Source organism: Pseudomonas sp. H1_A03 (assembly GCF_054685145.1).
Genome location: NZ_CP162829.1, coordinates 897055 through 915446, shown reverse-complemented (window position 1 = coordinate 915446; position 18392 = coordinate 897055). Strand labels below are relative to the sequence as shown.

At 61.4% G+C, this 18392-nt stretch carries 15 protein-coding genes; 9 read left to right on the top strand and 6 right to left on the bottom strand.

What is annotated here, in order from left to right:
- Positions 1-5 precede the first annotated feature (5 nt).
- The 7 genes from AB4O35_RS04320 (at position 6) to AB4O35_RS04290 (ending at position 7430) form a co-directional block, all read left to right on the top strand.
- Positions 6-869 carry a LysR family transcriptional regulator gene (locus AB4O35_RS04320; RefSeq protein WP_065874388.1) on the top strand — a complete coding sequence of 288 codons (864 nt, stop codon included), beginning with the start codon at positions 6-8 and terminating at the stop codon, positions 867-869.
- A 239-nt stretch (positions 870-1108) separates the two neighbouring features.
- On the top strand, positions 1109-2173 hold the full coding sequence (locus tag AB4O35_RS04315) for a putative 2-aminoethylphosphonate ABC transporter ATP-binding protein (protein ID WP_065874387.1): 1065 nt from the start codon (positions 1109-1111) through the stop codon (positions 2171-2173).
- 1 nt (position 2174) lies between these two features.
- Positions 2175-3887 (top strand): putative 2-aminoethylphosphonate ABC transporter permease subunit, encoded by a 1713-nt coding sequence (locus AB4O35_RS04310; protein WP_065874386.1) that lies wholly within the window; start codon positions 2175-2177, stop codon positions 3885-3887.
- Positions 3888-3909: 22 nt separating this feature from the next.
- Entirely contained in the window at positions 3910-4932 is a 1023-nt protein-coding gene (locus tag AB4O35_RS04305) for a putative 2-aminoethylphosphonate ABC transporter substrate-binding protein (protein ID WP_049711073.1), read from the top strand.
- A gap of 125 nt (positions 4933-5057) precedes the next feature.
- Positions 5058-6191: a TIGR03364 family FAD-dependent oxidoreductase gene (locus AB4O35_RS04300; protein WP_065874385.1), complete on the top strand. Its 1134-nt coding sequence runs from the start codon at positions 5058-5060 to the stop codon at positions 6189-6191.
- Positions 6191-6757, top strand: coding sequence for a phosphonate degradation HD-domain oxygenase (locus tag AB4O35_RS04295; protein ID WP_065874384.1), 567 nt, complete (start codon positions 6191-6193; stop codon positions 6755-6757). The genes AB4O35_RS04300 and AB4O35_RS04295 overlap by 1 nt, the downstream gene beginning before the upstream one ends.
- Positions 6758-6839: 82 nt before the next feature.
- Entirely contained in the window at positions 6840-7430 is a 591-nt protein-coding gene (locus AB4O35_RS04290) for a hypothetical protein (protein WP_065874383.1), read from the top strand.
- Here the strand turns inward: AB4O35_RS04290 and AB4O35_RS04285 are convergent.
- Together AB4O35_RS04285 and AB4O35_RS04280 are read right to left on the bottom strand one after the other, a co-directional pair.
- Positions 7394-8752, bottom strand: a complete 1359-nt coding sequence (locus tag AB4O35_RS04285) for a DUF3482 domain-containing protein (RefSeq protein WP_065874382.1) — start codon at positions 8750-8752, stop codon at positions 7394-7396. The genes AB4O35_RS04290 and AB4O35_RS04285 overlap by 37 nt on opposite strands.
- Positions 8745-10124, bottom strand: a complete 1380-nt coding sequence (locus AB4O35_RS04280) for a DUF2868 domain-containing protein (protein WP_065891349.1) — start codon at positions 10122-10124, stop codon at positions 8745-8747. Before AB4O35_RS04280 ends, AB4O35_RS04285 begins: the two co-directional genes overlap by 8 nt.
- 69 nt (positions 10125-10193) lie before the next feature.
- On the opposite strand from AB4O35_RS04280, the gene AB4O35_RS04275 reads away from it, so the two are divergent.
- Entirely contained in the window at positions 10194-10706 is a 513-nt protein-coding gene (locus AB4O35_RS04275; protein ID WP_065871976.1) for a dihydrofolate reductase, read from the top strand.
- An 84-nt stretch (positions 10707-10790) separates the two neighbouring features.
- Here AB4O35_RS04275 and AB4O35_RS04270 read toward each other — a convergent pair whose 3' ends face one another.
- On the bottom strand, positions 10791-12182 hold the full coding sequence (locus AB4O35_RS04270; protein ID WP_065946123.1) for an L-cystine transporter: 1392 nt from the start codon (positions 12180-12182) through the stop codon (positions 10791-10793).
- A 242-nt stretch (positions 12183-12424) separates the two neighbouring features.
- Here AB4O35_RS04270 and AB4O35_RS04265 point away from each other — a divergent pair, with 242 nt between their 5' ends.
- Positions 12425-13483 (top strand): HAD family hydrolase, encoded by a 1059-nt coding sequence (locus tag AB4O35_RS04265; RefSeq protein ID WP_065871974.1) that lies wholly within the window; start codon positions 12425-12427, stop codon positions 13481-13483.
- A gap of 189 nt (positions 13484-13672) precedes the next feature.
- On the opposite strand, the gene ilvD is transcribed toward AB4O35_RS04265, so the two are convergent.
- The 3 genes from ilvD to AB4O35_RS04250 form a co-directional block, all read right to left on the bottom strand.
- Positions 13673-15514 (bottom strand): dihydroxy-acid dehydratase, encoded by a 1842-nt coding sequence (gene ilvD, locus AB4O35_RS04260; RefSeq protein WP_065871973.1) that lies wholly within the window; start codon positions 15512-15514, stop codon positions 13673-13675.
- A gap of 210 nt (positions 15515-15724) precedes the next feature.
- On the bottom strand, positions 15725-16885 hold the full coding sequence (locus tag AB4O35_RS04255) for an MFS transporter (RefSeq protein WP_065891350.1): 1161 nt from the start codon (positions 16883-16885) through the stop codon (positions 15725-15727).
- A 247-nt stretch (positions 16886-17132) separates the two neighbouring features.
- Positions 17133-18329, bottom strand: coding sequence for a class I SAM-dependent rRNA methyltransferase (locus AB4O35_RS04250; protein WP_049711083.1), 1197 nt, complete (start codon positions 18327-18329; stop codon positions 17133-17135).
- Positions 18330-18392: the final 63 nt, after the last annotated feature.

Sequence of the window (18392 nt, the reverse complement as noted above, 5' to 3'; positions counted from 1 at the left end):
GTGGTGTGCTGAGTGCCGAGTTGAAGGCTTTTTTCATGGTCGCCCGCCTGGGCAGTATTACCCAGGCGGCGAAGAAGCTCGGCCTGAGCCAACCCACCGTTACCACCCAGATCCGCAATCTTGAAAGCCAATACGGTGTTGAGCTGTTCTACCGGGGCGGCCGTCGCCTCACTGTCAGCGACGAAGGTGCGCGCCTGCTGCCGATGGTCAAGGCGCTGTTGCAGCAGGAAGCGGACATCGAGTTTTTCCTGCGCAACAGTGGCCAGGTCCAGGGTGCGCTGAGGATCGCCGCGACGGCGCCGTATTACATCCTCGACCTGGTCAAAGCCTTTCGCGAACGCCTGCCGCAGGTGGAGGTGTCGGTGGAAATCGGCAACTCCCAGCAGGTGCTTGAAGCGCTGGACGATTACCGCGTTGATGTCGCTGCGTCGTCGCAGCTGCTGGAAGACCCGCGCCTTATTCGCCGCGTGCTGGGCACCGACCCTTTGGTGCTGGCGGTGCATCGCAATCATCCACTGGCCAAGCTCGATCATGTACCGCTCACTGCGTTGGCCGGGCATACCTTGTTGATGCGTGAAGCCGGCTCCACCACGCGGCGCCTGACCGAAGAAATGCTACAGGGCGCAAGCGTAAGTTACGGCCCGCTGTTGGAAATCGGCAGCCGGGAATCGATTCGCGAGGCGGTGCTGCGCAATATTGGCATCAGCATCATTGCCCGCCAGGAAGTGCCGCATGATCCGCAGTTGCGGGTGTTGACCATCGAGAATGCGCCGCAGATCCCGGAGTATTTGTACTGCCTCAAGGAGCGCAAAGGCGCGCGGTTGCCGGCGGCGTTTCTGGGGTTGGCACAAGAGATGTCACCGATTTAAGGTTGTTTGGTGGCCTTTGAATCGCCATCGCAGGCAAGCCAGCTCCCACCGTTGAATGTGTTCACAGATCAACACTGTGGGAGCCGGGCTTGCCCGCGATGAGGCCTGCCCAGGCAGTCCATCTCCATTCGTCCTACCCAAATCCACGAATACCACTATCACTGCCTTTTGCCTTCCTGCCACACCAGCGACGCATTGCCTGCCTAGCATGGCCTTCATCAGTTTGATGAGGTGCCTCCATGAACACAGCCCTGACCCAACCCGGCGCGCCAATGAAGGTGCGCGGTATCCAGAAACGCTTCGGCGCTTTTACCGCGCTGGATAACGTCTCCCTGGACGTCGCCGCTGGCGAGCTGGTGTGCCTGCTGGGCCCGTCCGGCTGCGGCAAGACCACCTTGTTACGTTGCATCGCTGGCCTGGAGCGCCAGGACAGCGGCGAACTTTACCTGGGCAGCCGCGATGTTTCCCTGCTGCCACCCCAGGCGCGGGACTACGGCATTCTGTTCCAGTCCTACGCGCTGTTTCCCAACCTGACTGTCGAAGCGAATATCGGCTACGGCCTCGCCGGCAGCGGCCGCGATGAAGTGCGCAAGCGCGTCGGGCAGATGCTCGAACTGGTCGGCCTGGTCGGCAGTGAAAAGAAATACCCGGGCCAACTCTCCGGCGGCCAGCAGCAACGCGTTGCGCTCGCCCGGGCATTGGCGCCGGCGCCCTCATTGCTGTTGCTGGACGAACCGATGTCGGCCCTCGACGCCCGCGTGCGCGAACATCTGTGCACCGAGCTGCGCCAACTGCAACGCCGCCTGGGCATCACCACGCTGATGGTCACCCACAACCAGGACGAAGCCATGCTGATGGCCGACCGCATCGCGGTGATGAACAACGGCAAGGTCGAGCAATACGCCACGCCCCAGGAGATCTATGACCGCCCGGCCACCCCGTTCGTGGCGGAGTTTGTCGGCCAGGGCAACTGGCTGCCGTTCAGTCGCAACAGTGCCAGCCACGCGCAGGTCGGCGGGATGAACATGCGCTTGGCCGACGATGCTGGCATCGCCAAGTCCGGCCGTCTGTTTTGCCGCCCGGAAGCGATCAGCGTGAACCCGCCGGTGCACGAAGAAAACCTGTTCCCGGCCAAGGTCCGCGAGATCACCTTTCTCGGCAACCGCTGCCGCATGAGCTTTGAGCTGGAGCAATTGCCCGGCCATCCGCTGCTGGCCGAAGTGGCTCCGGAAGCCATGCCACGCCTGGGCGCTCAGCATATCTGGGTCGCCTTGCCGCCGCGCAGCCTGCAGGTGTTTGCCTGAGATGGCTGCTGTCATGACATTGCCTGAGCCGCGTCAGGTCTCCCGCGCCGAGCTGGGTGATCGTGTTTTTGTGGTCGGCGGCAAATTGCTTTGGCTGTGCCTGTTGGGTGTTGCCGTACTGCTGCCATTGCTGGCGATCTTCTGGCGCGGTTTCAGCAGCGAAGCCGGGCAGGGCGGCGGCCTGGTGGCGGCGCGGGAACTGCTCACCAGTGACAACTTCCACTGGCTGCTGGGCAATAGCTTGAAAGTTTCCCTCAGCGTCGGGGCCATCGTCGTACCGCTGGCCTACCTGTTTGCCTACGCATTGCAGCGTACGTTGATTCCCGGCAAGGCGATCTGGCGCGGCATGTCGCTGCTGCCACTGATGGCGCCGTCGATGTTGCCGGGCATTGCGCTGGTGTATCTGTTCGGCAACCAGGGCATGTTGCGCGGGCTGCTCTCGGACAATATCTACGGCTTCTGGGGCATTGTGCTGGGCGAGGTGATCTACACCTTCCCACATGCCTTGATGATTCTGCTGTCGGCGCTGTCCCTGGCGGATGCGCGGCTGTTTGATGCGGCCTCGAGCATGGGGGCCAGCCCGGCCCGGGCGTTCCGCAGCATTACCTGGCCGGCCACACGCCAGGCGGTGTTCGCTGCGTTCTGTCTGGTGTTCACCTTGACCATCACCGACTTCGGCGTGCCCGTCGTGGTCGGCGGCGATTATCAGGTGCTGGCCCTGGAAGCCTACAAGGCTGTGGTTGGCCAACAACAGTTCGGCCGCGGTGCGCTGATCGGCATGGTGTTGCTGCTGCCAGCACTGTTCAGCTTTGGTGTGGATGCCTGGCTACGCCGTCGCCACGGCGATTCCATGAGCGGTCGTGCTCAAGTCTTCCAACCGTTGCCATCGCGCCCAAGAGATGGCTGCTACCTGGCCATCGTGCTGCTGATCTGCGCCGTGTTGCTGCTGGTATTCGGCATGGCAGTGTATTCCTCGCTGGTGAAGTTCTGGCCGTACAACCTGTCGCTGTCGCTCAATCACTACCAGTTCGAAGATACCGCCGGCGGCGGCTGGCTGGCCTATCGCAACAGCCTGACCATGGCGCTGTGCACCGCGTTGATCGGCAGCGTGCTGATCTTCACGGGCGCGTATTTGATGGAAAAGACCAAGGGCCAGAAGGGCCTGAACCTGGCGCTGCGCATGCTCAGCTTTGTGCCGATGGCGGTGCCTGGGCTGGTGCTGGGCCTTGGCTACGTGTTCTTTTTCAACCTTAACGGCAACCCGCTGCATGTGTTCTACGGGACCATGACCCTGCTGGTGGTGTGCACCATTGCTCACTATTTGACCACCGCGCAAATGACCGCGACCACGGCGTTGCGCCAGCTCGACGCCGAATTCGAAGCCGCTGCGTTGTCGCTCAAGGCGCCGTTGTACCGCCATTACTTGAACGTCACGGTGCCGATCTGCCTGCCGGCGCTGCTGGACATCGTGCGCTACCTGTTTGTGTCGGCGATGACCACCGTGTCCGCCGCGATCTTCCTCTACAGCCCCGACACCATCCTTGCCGCCGTTGCCGTGTTGAACATGGACGACGCCGGCAACGTGGGCGGTGCGGCGGCCATGTCGACCCTGATCCTGTTCACGTCGGCCGGCGTCTCGCTGCTGCTGGCGTGGGCCTCACGTGGCGCGTTGCGCCGGTCCCAAGCCTGGCGCCAGACCGCGCCCGGCCAATAAACATCCCTGAAGGAGGTGCTCCATGTTCAAGCCCCTGGCGCTGGTCGCTGCCGTACTGACCGCATTCAGTCTGAATGCCTTCGCCAAAACCGAGCTGACGGTGTACACGGCCCTCGAAGCCGAGCAGTTGAAGACCTACAAAAAAGCCTTCGAACAGGCCAACCCGGACATTGAAATCAAGTGGGTGCGTGATTCCACCGGGATCATCACCGCCAAGCTGTTGGCCGAGAAAGACCGCCCGCAAGCCGATGTGGTCTGGGGCCTGGCCGCGTCGAGCCTGGCGATCCTCGATCAGCAGGGCATGCTGGATAACTACGCGCCCAAGGACCTGGACAAGATTGGCAAAAACTACCGCGACGCTGCCAACCCACCAGCCTGGGTCGGCATGGATGTGTGGGCCGCGACCATCTGCTTCAACACCGTCGAAGCCGAGAAACAGGGCCTGACCAAGCCGGTGAGCTGGCAGGACCTGACCAAGCCTGAATACAAGGGCAAGATCGTCATGCCCAACCCGGCCTCGTCCGGCACCGGTTTCCTGGACGTGAGCGCCTGGCTGCAAACCTTCGGCGAGAAACAGGGCTGGCAGTACATGGACGACCTGCACCAGAACATCGGCCAGTACGTTCACTCCGGTTCCAAGCCGTGCAAGTTGGCGGCGTCGGGTGAGTTCCCGATCGGGATTTCTTTCGAATACCCGGCCGTGCAGTTGAAGCGCCAAGGCGCGCCGCTGGACATTATCCTGCCCAAGGAAGGCCTGGGCTGGGACATTGAAGCCACCGCCGTGCTCAAGGGCTCTGCCCATGCCGACGCGGCGAAAAAACTCGCCGACTTCTCGGCCAGCCCTGCTGCCATGGACCTGTACAAGGACAACTTCGCCGTCCTTGCCCAGCCGGGAATTGCCAAGCCGCAGACTGAATTGCCGGCCGATTACGAGCAGCGCCTGATCAAGAACGACTTTGCCTGGGCCTCGAAAAACCGCGACAGCATTTTGGCTGAGTGGCGCAAGCGCTATGACGGCAAGTCGGAGAAGGTGGCGGGTCAGTAATATTTTCGTTTGGGCTGATGGCCTCTTCGCGGGCAAGCCCGCTCCCACATTTGAAGGTGTTCGCAAGTCAACGTGTGGGAGCTGGCTTGCCTGCGATAGCGGTCTCGAATTCAGGACATCATTCAATGACACACCACAGCGACCTGCTGATTATCGGTGCCGGCATCCTCGGCCTGTCTCACGCCTATGCTGCCGCCAAGCGCGGCCTCAAGGTCAAAGTCTTCGAACGTAGCGCCACACCATTGGGCGCCTCGGTGCGCAACTTCGGCCAAGCCCTGGTCACCGGCCAACCGCCGGGACCGATGCTCGACCTGGCGCGGGAAAGCCGAGACATCTGGGGGCATTGGGCCCAGGTAGCCGGGCTGCAACTCAAGCGCAACGGTTCGTACCTGTTCGCTCGCACCGAAGCCGAGGAGCATCTGCTGGAAGCGTTCTGCGCCGGTCGTGCAAAACAATACGGCTACAACGTCGAACTGCTGCAAGGTTCAGCAATGCGGGATCTGTACGGCGGCCAGTTCCGCCATCACCGCGCCGCGCTGCATGGCAAGGACGATCAGCAACTGTATTCCCGCGAAGCGATCCCGGCGCTGATCAACTACCTGGCGCAGGAACTGAACGTGGATTTTTACTTTTCCACCTTGGTGCGCGACGTCGAACCGGGCCAGTTGCACAGCACGGCGGGCAGCTTTCGTGGCGAGCAGATCATTGTCTGTTCCGGTCACGACTACCAAACCTTGCTGGCCGAAGCGATGGCCGAACTCAACCCGAGTATCTGCCGCCTGCAAATGCTGCGCGCGCGGCCAGCCGTGAATCTGAACCTGCAACACGCGTTGCTCACCGGCCTGAGTTGCGTGCACTACGGCGCATTCGCCGATCTGCCGGAAGCCGCGCCGGTACAGGCGCAGATCCTGCGTGAAGCACCGCACCTGCATGAACACGGGATTCACCTGCTGATCAGCCCGACGCCTCACGGCGAGCTGATCATCGGCGACTCCCATGACTACGGCAGCGATGCTTCGCCGTTCAATGCCGAGCAGGTCGATGACTGGATGATCGAACTGGCTGAGCAGACCCTGGGCTGCAAGATCCAGGTGCTGGAACGCTGGCAGGGTGTGTACGGCTCGCGGGGGCCGGCGCCGTTCTCGTTCCTGCGCGCGGCGCCTGGAGTGAGTGCGGCATTGATGCACACCGGTGTCGGCATGAGCGTGGGGCCGGCGATGGCCGAGCGAAATATCACTGCATTGTGGGGCGCGGCGTGATGAGCCCGGAGCAGGCGATAGCCGAAGTGTTCGGCCTGTACGAGGCGCACGGCACGGCGGATTACATCGGCGAGCCGGTGTCGCAGATCGAACACATGTCCCAGGCCGCGCAACTGGCCATGGCCGAAGGCTTTGATGACGAAGTGGTACTGGCGGCGTTTTTCCATGACATCGGCCATCTCTGCGGCAGGGGCGACGCGAACATGGGCGGTTATGGCGTGGTCAGCCATGAGCGGCTGGGGGCGGATTATCTGCGCCGTGCAGGGTTCAGCGAACGCATGACCAGGTTGGTGGAGTATCACGTGCAGGCCAAGCGCTACCTGACCTTCAGCCAGCCGGGCTATTACGCCCGCCTGAGCGACGCAAGCCGCCGTACGTTGGCTTACCAGGGCGGGGTGATGAACGCCGAAGAGGCCGTGGCTTTCGAACAGGATCCGCTGTGCGCGGTGAGCTTGCGTATGCGTTATTGGGATGAGCAGGCCAAGAAAATCCATGTGCCGGTGCTCGACCTTGAAGTGCTCAAGGCCAAGGCGCGCAAGTTACTGATGCCGCGTCGCGATTTCTGACAGTGTGCTGTGGTGTTGTTACCTGTGCCGGTCGATGGGGGTGATTTAAGTTCTTGTCTCATCCCTTTATTGAGACAGGCGTATGCGTTATTTAAAAGCGATCGCTCAGGACCGTAGCGGAAACTGCAGGGCCGATACGGTCATATTGCATTTTTATGAGAGCCATGAAGGCGGGCCGGATGAGTTAAGTCACGAGGCCTTGGCCGTTGATATGAACGCCGATGGTGTTATTGATATGCAGTGCGCGGGAGACATCAACCGTGATGGGCGGTGCAACATTCGGGATAAGCAATTACTGAAGGAGTTTGCGAATACGTTCTTGAAGCTTAACTGGTTTAACCAGGGTGAAAGTGCTCAACGGAGTTTGTCTGTGTATGTTGATCATTACGGTAAGACCAGCTCACCGAACGCCGTAAAACTGGAGTTTCACGATGTGCTGGGCGCTATCCGCAAGCAAAGCCTGGCTTACAGTGCAGCCGCTTATGACGCTGATGGGAATGGGGTGCTTGAGTCATTCACCAACAGTGATGTCGATAGAAATGGTGTCGCAGACAAAGCGGACAAAGAGTGGGTTCGGGCGCTTGCCACTTCTTTCCTGGCCATGCTGTGGTACGAGCAATTACCCCTTGGCGCAAATCAGAGCTGCGTGGCCAAGCTTTCTACCAGGTCCTGACGCTCGGCCTGACTGAGTTTGGCGTGGGGGTTAAGAGAAGACCATTGCGGATGCGCGCGAGCCTTGTGCAGCGCGTCAGGCAGCTTGCCTTCGCGCCAGGTTTTGTCCTGGGGCGTGTCGACCTTGATGCTGTGCATAGCCGCATGGCCGCGCAGGTTCAGGGCCTTGAGCAACTGGCGTTGGCGCAGGGCAAGCAAGCGCAGCACGGCGTCGTCGACGGTCAGCTCACGCTGGCCCTTGATCTTGCCCAACAGGCGGCTGCCGTAGCTACGTGCGGTTTGCAGTGCACCACCAGCAATTGCACCGGCCAGTGCGGCGGCGCCCAGCGTTAACCCTCCGACCAGTAAATCCACGCCTGCACCCGCCGCCGCGCCTGCGGCGATCCCGCCGCCGACGCGCACGCCGAGCTGCTTGAGGGTTTCCGGGTTGAACAGGTCATCGCCCCAGCGGCCATCCAGCAGCGGCAAGTCGCTGGCGGCGGCGTCCTGCGGGCGGAAGCCGAACAGCTTGAGCAGCGCTTCCACACACTTCTGCTCACGTTGACGCACGGCTTTGCGCAGGTCGCCGATGGCTTGCGGCTCATCTTCAGTCACCACGCTGCGTCGGCACGCTGCACAGTCGATCAACAGCTCGGCGATCAAGCGGGCAGCACTTTGCTGGCGGGCCTGACGCTGGGCCTCCTGATCAAGAATCAAGCGTTCCAATTGTGGCCGGGCGTTTTCCAGCAGCAGGGCGAGGCTTTCATACAGTCGCCGTTCGCCGTCTTCCGGTGGCGCGACGCTGTCGAAACGCACCAGCGCATGCAGACCGAGGCGGGCCAGGGCTTCACGCCAATCCGGCTCGCGGTGGTCGCTGCTGCTGACAAAGTTGAGCACCGGCAGCAACGGCTTGCCGCAACTGGCCAGTACTTGAAGCTCATCGCGGTACTTGGCCAGCACCGGCTCGCGGGCGTCGATCACATACAGGCCCGCGTCAGACGCCAACAGTTGGCGCAGCACCTTGGCCTCCTGTTCGAAACGCTGGCGGGCTTCGCTGCCCTCCAGGAAGCGCGCCAGCCGGGCCGGGCCGTCGAGGCGTTCGCCGGGGCGATCCAAGCGTTCCAAATAGTCGAGCAGGGCGATGGCATCTTCCAGGCCGGGCGTGTCGTACAGCTCCAGCAAGGCTTCGCCATCCACCGACAAGCGCGCCCCTTCGACATGCCGCGTGGTGCTGGGGCGATGGGAGACTTCGCCGAAGCCGACATCACGGGTCAGCGTACGCAGCAGCGAGGTCTTGCCGACATTGGTGTGGCCCACCACGGCGAGTTTCAGTGGCTTAGTCATGACCGGTCTCCAGCCAGTTCAGCGGCGCGCAGTCGGCGAAGGGCAGTTCAAGTTGTTGCAGTGCGGCGTGCCAATCGCCCAGGCGCTCGGCGTCCAGCGCCTGGCCGGGCGGTGCTTGCAGCAGCCAGACGCGGGTGGCGGTGGCGCTGCGCGCGAGTTCGGCGATCAGCGCGAGGCTGCCACGGTCCGGCGAGCGGCGCGGGTCGCAAGCGATGGCCAGGCGTGCAGGAGGGAAGCGCGTGAGCTGCTCCAGCAGCTTGTTGCGTGATTCGCGGCTGTCGAGAATGCCGGCGTTTTTCACGCTGGCGGGCAGTTTGGGCGGCCAAGTGTGCCGGTCGTCCAGTTCGATGGCGACCAGCAGCGCGCCTTCGCTTTCCAATTCACTGACACCCCCGCTGACGTGGTGCAGTTGTTCCGGCGCTGCGTCGTTGACCCCGAGGCGCTCACTGCTCGGCATGAGGCGTTCGCGCAGCTGGCTGTAGCCGGGCAGGTTGAGGTCCAGGCGCAGGGCGGCGCGCCCGCGTTTCCAGCGCCACAGGCACAGCAGGGCGAGGGCCAAGCGAGGCAGCAGGCCATAGACGAGCAGCACGCCCACCAGCCAGGCGGCCCAGGCTTGGCGGGCGCTTTCGATATTCAGCGCGGAATCGCCGCTGGCGCGGATCATATCGACGGTCGGCACGTTGAAACCCAGCATAGCCGGCAAGGTGCTGAGGGCCTGGGTGACGGCGACGAAGGTGTCGGCGCCAAGAATGGTGGTTTCCCACACGAAGCCGTAACGGCGGGTGGCAAGTAGCGTAAGAAGAATCACCATGGCGCTGAGCAACGCCAACAACCACAGGCTGTTGACCAGCACACCGACCGCCCAGCGATTGAGTTTCTGGCGCTGCAACAGCAGCAACAGCGCTGGTGCCAGCTGTGCAGCCTTGGCGTCACGCGCGAGCTTCTCGCTGAGCCACAGCCACAGGCGCCCAAGACTGGCGCTGTGTTCGCCGGCAAACAGCAGGCCCAGGGCCCAACTGATCAACAGGATGAGGTTCAAACCAAGCAGGCTGCCCAAGGCCCAGAACACATTCACCGGGGTCAGGCCGTTGCCCATTGCCGCAAAGGCCAGGCCGGCGCCACTGATCACGGCGACGATCACCAGCAGCACCAGCGCCAGTCGCGCACCTTGCAGCCAGCGCGTGAGCGCGGCGGTCAGGCCATCACGCTCGGCCAGGTGCAGGGCGCGCTGTTGAATGCGCGTCGGCAAGTCGCCACCGGCCGAGCGGGCCAGGCGGTTGGCTTCCAGGTCTTCCAGCGGGCCGGCGTGTTCTTCACGCAGGCGCACGGTTTCTGTCAGCCAGAGTTTTTGCAGGGGGTTCAGTGCAGTCACGCGCCGTCCTGTTGAGCAAGTGAACGTGGAGCATAACCGCTGGCCTGCGCCTCTGGTATTCTCGTCGCCATGAAAAAAACTCTCCCTTTAAGCCTGATCGCAGCCCTCGGTGAAAACCGCGTGATCGGCGTCGACAACAGCATGCCCTGGCACTTGCCGGGGGATTTCAAATATTTCAAAGCCACTACGCTCGGCAAGCCGATCATCATGGGGCGCAAGACCTGGGATTCTCTGGGCCGACCGCTGCCGGGGCGCTTGAATCTTGTGGTTAGCCGTCAGACCGATCTGGCGCTTGAAGGTGCGGAAGTTTTTCCGTCATTGGAGGCTGCGGTTGAACGCGCTGAGGCGTGGGCGCTGGAGCAGGGCGTGGATGAGCTGATGCTGATCGGTGGGGCGCAGTTGTATGCGCAGGGGCTGGAGCAGGCGGATCGGTTGTATTTGACGCGGGTGGCGTTGAGCCCGGAAGGGGACGCATGGTTTCCGGAGTTTGATGCGGACCAGTGGAAGCTGGTTTCAAATCTGGAGAACCCAGCTGAAGGCGATAAGCCAGCGTACAACTTCGAGGTCTGGGAAAAAATCTAACTTCTTGTAGTGAGCGGGCTTGCCCCGCGCTGGGTGGCGAAGCCGCCCCGCGCGGGGCAAGCCCGCTCACTACAGTTCTTGGCTTCAGGCCTGCGCTAATTCCGCATGCTCATCCGCATTCAACAATTCCTTATCCGTCTGGCCCATGATCTGGCTGGTAATTGCCCCCGCCGTCATCGAACCGTTCACGTTCAACGCCGTGCGGCCCATGTCGATCAGCGGCTCCACGGAAATCAGCAGCGCCACCAGTGACACCGGCAACCCCATGGCCGGCAGTACGATCAGCGCGGCAAATGTCGCCCCGCCGCCCACGCCTGCAACACCTGCCGAACTTAAGGTCACAATCGCCACCAGCGTCGCGATCCACAGCGGGTCCAGCGGGTTGATGCCCACGGTTGGCGCGACCATCACCGCCAACATCGCGGGATAAAGGCCCGCGCAACCGTTCTGGCCAATGGTCGCGCCAAACGAGGCGGCGAAACCGGCGATAGACTGCGGGATACCCAGGCGACGGGTCTGCGCTTCAATGCTCAGCGGGATCGACGCGGCGCTGGAGCGGCTGGTGAAGGCAAACGTCAATACCGGCCACACCTTGCGGAAAAAACGCAGCGGGTTGATCCCGGCTAAAGACAGCAGCAGGCCGTGCACCATAAACATCAGGCCCAGCGCCAAGTACGACACCACCACAAAACTGCCGAGCTTGATGATGTCTTGCAGGTTGGAGCCGGCGACCACTTTGGTCATCAGCGCCAATACGCCGTAGGGCGTCAGCTTCATGACCAGGCGCACCAGGCGCATCACCCAGGCTTGCAGGGTGTCGATGGCGTTGAGTACTTTTTGACCTTTTTCCACGTCATCCTTGAGCAGATGCAGCGCGGCAACGCCCAGGAAGGCCGCGAAAATCACCACGCTGATAATCGACGTCGGCTTGGCGCGCGCGAGGTCGGCGAACGGGTTGGCCGGCACGAACGACAGCAGCAATTGCGGGATATTCAGGTCGGCGACCTTGCCGGCGTAATCGCTCTGGATCACCTGCAGGCGTGCCATTTCCTGGGTGCCGGCCACCAGGCCTTCGGCGGTGAGGCCGAACAGGTTGGTGAGGCCAATACCGATCAGCGCGGCAATCGCGGTGGTGAACAGCAGCGTGCCGATGGTCAGGAAACTGATCTTGCCCAGGGACGAGGCATTGTGCAGACGCGCCACGGCGCTGAGGATCGAGGCGAACACCAGCGGGATCACGATCATTTGCAGCAGTTGCACGTAGCCGTTGCCGACCAGGTCAAACCAGCCGATGGACGCCTTGAGTACCGGATTACCATCGCCGTAGATCGTGTGCAGCACGGTGCCGAACACCACGCCGAGAACCAGGGCGAATAGAACCTTCTTGGCGAGGCTCCAGTGTGTGCGACGGGTTTGTGCCAGGCCCAGCAACAGGGCCACGAACACCAGTAAGTTGAGAATCAGGGGCAGATTCATTAGAGCTCCGTTGAGAAGGCAGCCAATCGCGTGAGCCTGCGATTGCGAACCGGGAAGCCTAACAGCTTGAAATATATTGATTTAATACCGATATGGAATGGTCAGTGTCGTTTTTGGAATAAGCATTTGCCGCTCAGGCGTATGAGTGTGACGGGATCAGGACGCGTACGGTCGTGCCCGAAGTGGGAACTGTCACAGGGATTTGTTAGCGTCGATGTCTTTCACTCAGGGAGACAACGCCTATGAAGTTCGTGCCGAAATTACTCGCCGCCGCATTCTGCCTCGGACTCGTCAGCCAGGCGTTCGCCGCCACCGAGCTGAAGCACTGGCCCGCGCCGGCGGCCAAGCAACTGAATGAAATGATCACTGCCAACGCCAACAAGGGTAATTTCGCGGTGTTCGACATGGACAACACCAGCTACCGCTACGACCTCGAAGAGTCCCTGCTGCCCTACATGGAAAACAAGGGCCTGATCACCCGTGAGAGCCTTGATCCATCGCTCAAACTGATGCCGTTCAAAGACACCGCCGACCATAAGGAAAGCCTGTTCAGTTACTACTATCGCCTTTGCGAAGTGGACGACATGGTCTGCTACCCGTGGGTCGCCCAAGTGTTTTCGGGTTTTACCCTCAAGGAGCTCAAGGTGCAGGTCGATGAGCTGATGGCCTCCGGCAAGCCCGTGCCCGTCAGCTATTTCGAAGGCGACGTGGTGAAAAAATCCGAGGTACAGCCGCCGAAAGTCTTCACCGGCCAGGCCGAGCTGTACAACAAACTGATGGAAAACGGCATCGAGGTGTATGTGATGACCGCGGCTTCGGAAGAGCTGGTGCGCATGGTCGCCGCCGATCCGAAGTACGGCTACAACGTCAAACCCGAGAACGTCATCGGCGTGACCACCTTGCTCAAGGATCGCAAGACCGGCGAGCTGACCACCGCGCGCAAACAGATCAGCGCCGGTAAATATGACGAGAAGGCCAACCTCGGCCTGGAACTGACCCCCTACCTGTGGACCCCGGCCACCTGGATGGCCGGTAAGCACGCGGCGATCCTCACCTATATCGATGAGTGGAAAAAACCGGTGATCGTCGGCGGCGATACCCCGACCAGCGACGGCTACATGCTGTTTCACGATGTGGACGTAGCCAAAGGCGGCATCCACCTGTGGATCAACCGCAAGGACAAGTACATGACGCAGCTTAACGGCATGATCGCCAAGCACGCAGCGGCGCAGGCCAAGGAAGGGCTGCCGGTGACGGCGGACAAGAACTGGGTGATTGTGAAGCCTGAGGATATTCAGTAAGCGTTTTCAGTCGAAGTGCGGTCAGTGTGGGAGCTGGCTTGCCTGCGATGGCATCGCCCGGTGTATCAGGTACACCGCAGTGTCTGCATCGCAGGCAAGCCAGCTCCCACATTTGATCTCCGGTAGATTGGAGATTCGGCCAGGCAAAAAAATGCCCCGCACATGGCGGGGCATTTGTATGCGCGAGGCTTACAGGCCGTCGAGCATCGCTTTGTTACGCACAGCGCCCTTGTCGGCACTGGTCGCCAACAACGCATACGCCTTCAACGCCGTGGTGACTTTGCGCGGACGCTTCTCCACCGGTTTCCAGCCTTTCTTGTCCTGCTCGACCCGGCGTGCCGCCAGTTCTTCATCGCTGATCAACAGGTTGATCGAACGGTTCGGAATGTCGATCAGCACCTTGTCGCCGTCCTGCACCAGGCCGATCGCGCCACCGGCAGCGGCTTCTGGCGAAGCGTGGCCGATGGAAAGGCCCGACGTGCCGCCGGAGAAACGACCGTCGGTCAGCAGCGCGCAGGCTTTGCCCAGGCCTTTGGATTTCAAGTAGGAGGTCGGGTACAGCATCTCCTGCATACCCGGGCCGCCTTTCGGGCCTTCGTAGCGGATGATCACGATGTCGCCTTCCTTCACTTCGTCGGCGAGGATGCCGCGAACCGAGCTGTCCTGGCTTTCGTAGATCTTGGCGCGGCCTTCGAAGACGTGGATGGATTCATCCACACCGGCGGTTTTCACCACGCAGCCATCGAGGGCGATGTTGCCGTACAGCACGGCCAGGCCGCCTTCCTGGGAGTAGGCGTGCTCGACACTGCGGATGCAGCCGTTCTCACGGTCGTCATCCAGGGTGTCCCAACGGGTCGACTGGCTGAACGCGGTTTGCGTCGGGATGCCCGCCGGGCCTGCCTTGAAGAAGTGATGCACCGCTTCATCGTCAGTCTGGGTGATGTCCCACTTGGCGATGCCTTCGGCGAGCGTCTTGCTGTGCACGGTTGGCAGGTCGGTGTGCAGCAGGCCGCCACGGGCCAGGGAGCCAAGGATCGAGAAGATCCCGCCGGCGCGGTGCACGTCTTCCATGTGGTACTTCTGGATGTTCGGCGCGACTTTGCACAGCTGCGGCACGTGACGGGACAGACGGTCGATGTCGCGCAGGTCGAAATCGATCTCGGCTTCCTGGGCCGCGGCCAGCAAATGCAGGATGGTATTGGTGGAACCGCCCATGGCGATGTCCAGGGTCATGGCGTTTTCGAACGCCTTGAAGTTCGCGATATTGCGCGGCAACACCGATTCATCGTTCTCGGTGTAGTAACGCTTGCACAGCTCGACGATGGTGCGGCCGGCCTGCAGGAACAGCTGCTCGCGGTCGCTGTGAGTGGCCAGTGTCGAGCCGTTGCCCGGCAAGGCCAGGCCCAGGGCTTCCACCAAGCAGTTCATCGAGTTGGCGGTGAACATGCCGGAGCACGAACCGCACGTTGGGCAAGCGCTGCGCTCGTATTCCGCAACCTTCTCGTCAGAAGCGCTGGAATCGGCGGCGATCACCATGGCGTCGACCAGGTCGAGGCCGTGGGACGCGAGTTTGGTCTTGCCGGCTTCCATCGGCCCGCCGGAGACGAAGATCACCGGGATGTTCAGGCGCAGGGCGGCCATCAACATGCCAGGGGTGATCTTGTCGCAGTTGGAGATGCACACGATGGCGTCGGCGCAGTGGGCGTTGACCATGTATTCCACGGAGTCGGCGATGATCTCGCGGCTCGGCAGGGAATACAGCATGCCGTCGTGGCCCATGGCGATGCCGTCATCCACGGCGATGGTGTTGAATTCCTTGGCTACGCCGCCAGCGCGCTCGATCTCGCGGGCGACCAGTTGGCCCAAGTCCTTGAGGTGGACGTGGCCGGGTACGAACTGAGTGAACGAGTTGGCAATCGCGATGATCGGCTTCTTGAAGTCGTCATCTTTCATTCCCGTGGCACGCCACAGTGCGCGCGCGCCGGCCATGTTGCGGCCATGGGTGGATGTTTTCGAGCGGTAATCAGGCATTGGAGCACTCCGGGCGGCTAATCGGTATCAAAGGGGAGTGAGCTTCTATTGACGTCTGGAACACCCGAAAAATGGCACTGGTGTCCGGAAGTTGCCGCAAACGTGACGGGATCGCCGTGCGCATTGGCCTTGAGCTCATAAACCCGCCGGGGGATGACTGGCGATGAATAGGCCGATTCTACACCGCTGGCGGCTGGAGGGAATGGCCGTCTACCCGCAGGAGCGCGCATTTGTCATCCAACCCCACAGGCTGAAGACAATGAAGCTCACGCCGATGGTCAACAACAAATGAGTCCCGGTTTGCGCCAGCGCAGCGCTGCTGGCGGCTGCGGTCAGGAACATGATGCTGTTCCCCGCCGATGCCGCCGTCCCTGCGCTGCTGGAAAACAGCAGCATCGCCGCTGAAATCGCCGCGGGCCGAACCAGCGTCACGGCCAGTGCGCTGATCAGCATGGGGATCAACAGGCTCACGGTGTTGATGGCATCAAGGCTGACGATCAGCGTCAGCAGCACCCCCGCGATAAGTAACAATCCGAGACCGATATTGATTTGCCGGGCCAATGGAATGTGTTTTTGCAGATAGGAGGCCGCCACGCCACCGAGCAAATAGGCCACGCCGTACACCATCAGCACCAGCGCGTACTGGTATTCGGAGAGCTTCAACGCATCCATGAAAATCAGCGGTGTCACGCTGATCAGGGCGAAGTAGCAGGCAAACACCAGCGCTGCGATCCACCAGTAGCGCAGGAAGTCGCGATGACGTGCGACGGCTTTCAGCGTGCCGAAGATCGATACAGGCGCGCGGTGCGGGCTGGCGGACTTGGACGGCAGGATGCAGAACGCGTGGATCAACATGCCCAGCGCCATCAGCGCAAAGCCGTAGAAGCTGCCTTGCCAGTCGAAGGTGGTTTGCAGCCATGAGCCGATCAGCGGTGACAGCGCGACAAATGAGCCGCTGAGGGTCATGTAATAGAGTCGTACGCGAGCGCGGTCTTGTTCGTCGAACAGGTCTTCTACCAGTGCGTGGCCGAGTACGAAGAAGCCACAACCCATTGCCTGGACGCTGCGAAACAGCAGGAAGGTCAGGTAGTCCGGCGCCAGCGCGCAACCGATAGCACCCAGGATAGAAAGGGTGATGCAGCCGATCAGGACTTCCTTGCGGCCCCATTTATCCGATAACGGGCCGGCGACCAATTGAGAGATCGAAAAGACCAGTGTGAACAGGCTGATGGACAGTGCGACGTCTGCGGTAGGTGTGTCGAACCTGGCGGCCAGGGCGGGGAATGAGGGCAGCAGGATATTGATCGGGAAGAAGCTGATCAGGGAAATGCAGGTGATCAGGATGAAGCGGGAGCGCATGGAGCCAGACATTGTTTTTGTTTTCCGGAGTAACACCAGAAACCGATACTAGTCTGCGAAAAATGGAATTCAATTAAAACTATTGTGGGAGGCCTCTTGGATCCACGTGGTTTGCGGCGGTAGGAAAAATCCTTCTGGCACAACACAAAAAAATGTGGGAGCTGGCTTGCCTGCGATAGCGGTGTAACAGATTAAAAATCTGTAACTGATACACCGCTATCGCGGGCAAGCCCGCTCCCACCTTTGATCTGCGTGTTACTTAGCTATTGGGCAACAACCGGCACGTAATGCTTTTGATATACCGCGTCTCGACAATCGCCGGGTGCACCGGATGATCCGGACCCTGGCCACCACGCTCTAGCATCTGGATATTGCGATCCAGGTGGCGGGCGCTGGTCAGCAGGATGTTTTGCAGGTCGTCTTCCGGCAGGTGCATGGAGCACGACGCGCTGACCAGGATGCCGTCCTTGCTGAGCAGGCGCATGGCTTGCTCGTTGAGGCGGCGGTAGGCGCCTTCGCCGTTTTTCATGTCTTTTTTGCGTTTGATGAAGGCCGGTGGGTCAGCGACGATCACGTCGAAGCGTTCTTCGCTGGCTTTCAGCTCTTTGAGGGCTTCGAAGACGTCGCCTTCAATGCAGGTCATCTTCTCGGCAACGCCGTTCAGTGCCGCGTTGCGCTCCACGCCGTCGAGGGCGAAGGCGGAGGCGTCGACGCAGAACACTTCACTGGCGCCGAAAGCTGCTGCTTGCACGCCCCAGCCGCCGATGTAGCTGTAAAGGTCGAGTACACGCTTGCCTTTGGCATACGGGGCCAGGCGGGCGCGGTTCATGCGGTGGTCGTAGAACCAGCCGGTTTTCTGGCCCTGGATGACCGGGGCTTCGAATTTCACGCCGTTTTCTTCCAGGGCGACCCATTCAGGTACCAGGCCGAACACGGTTTCGACGTAGCGGTTGAGGCCTTCGGCGTCGCGCGCGGCGGAGTCGTTCTTGAACAGGATGCCGCTCGGCTTGAGCACTTGGGTCAGCGCAGCGATCACGTCTTCCTTATGCGCTTCCATGGTCGCCGAAGCGATCTGCACCACCAGGATGTCGCCGAAACGGTCGACTACCAGGCCCGGCAGCAGGTCGGAATCGCCGTAGACCAGGCGGTAGAACGGCTTGTCGAACAGGCGATCACGCAGTGACAGCGCCACGTTGATCCGGTGCACCAGCAGCGACTTGTCCAAAGGCAGCTTGATGTCGCGCGACAGCAGGCGGGCGCAGATCAGGTTGTTCGGGCTCATGGCCACGATGCCCAGGGTCTTGCCGCCGGCTGCTTCCAGGATAGCCTGGTCGCCTGCCTGGAAGCCGTGAAGTGGGGTGGCCGCCACGTCGATTTCGTTGCTGTAGACCCACAGGTGGCCGTTGCGCAAACGGCGATCAGCGTTGGGTTTGAGGCGCAGGCTTGGCAGGGACATGACGTCGCTCCGGAAAAAAGAGCGGGAGTATACCGTGTTGCACAGGACTCTGTGACGCCGCCG

What these genes read in the sequence shown, in the direction of transcription:
- AB4O35_RS04285 (WP_065874382.1), bottom strand. Translation starts at nt 8,752, where the DNA reads ATGACTAAGCCACTGAAACTCGCCGTGGTGGGCCACACCAATGTCGGC.
- AB4O35_RS04265 (WP_065871974.1), top strand. Translation starts at nt 12,425, where the DNA reads ATGAAGTTCGTGCCGAAATTACTCGCCGCCGCATTCTGCCTCGGACTC.
- AB4O35_RS04290 (WP_065874383.1), top strand. Translation starts at nt 6,840, where the DNA reads ATGCGTTATTTAAAAGCGATCGCTCAGGACCGTAGCGGAAACTGCAGG.
- AB4O35_RS04270 (WP_065946123.1), bottom strand. Translation starts at nt 12,182, where the DNA reads ATGAATCTGCCCCTGATTCTCAACTTACTGGTGTTCGTGGCCCTGTTG.
- AB4O35_RS04300 (WP_065874385.1), top strand. Translation starts at nt 5,058, where the DNA reads ATGACACACCACAGCGACCTGCTGATTATCGGTGCCGGCATCCTCGGC.
- AB4O35_RS04315 (WP_065874387.1), top strand. Translation starts at nt 1,109, where the DNA reads ATGAACACAGCCCTGACCCAACCCGGCGCGCCAATGAAGGTGCGCGGT.
- AB4O35_RS04305 (WP_049711073.1), top strand. Translation starts at nt 3,910, where the DNA reads ATGTTCAAGCCCCTGGCGCTGGTCGCTGCCGTACTGACCGCATTCAGT.
- AB4O35_RS04250 (WP_049711083.1), bottom strand. Translation starts at nt 18,329, where the DNA reads ATGTCCCTGCCAAGCCTGCGCCTCAAACCCAACGCTGATCGCCGTTTG.
- AB4O35_RS04275 (WP_065871976.1), top strand. Translation starts at nt 10,194, where the DNA reads ATGAAAAAAACTCTCCCTTTAAGCCTGATCGCAGCCCTCGGTGAAAAC.
- AB4O35_RS04295 (WP_065874384.1), top strand. Translation starts at nt 6,191, where the DNA reads ATGAGCCCGGAGCAGGCGATAGCCGAAGTGTTCGGCCTGTACGAGGCG.
- ilvD (WP_065871973.1), bottom strand. Translation starts at nt 15,514, where the DNA reads ATGCCTGATTACCGCTCGAAAACATCCACCCATGGCCGCAACATGGCC.
- AB4O35_RS04310 (WP_065874386.1), top strand. Translation starts at nt 2,175, where the DNA reads ATGGCTGCTGTCATGACATTGCCTGAGCCGCGTCAGGTCTCCCGCGCC.
- AB4O35_RS04255 (WP_065891350.1), bottom strand. Translation starts at nt 16,885, where the DNA reads ATGTCTGGCTCCATGCGCTCCCGCTTCATCCTGATCACCTGCATTTCC.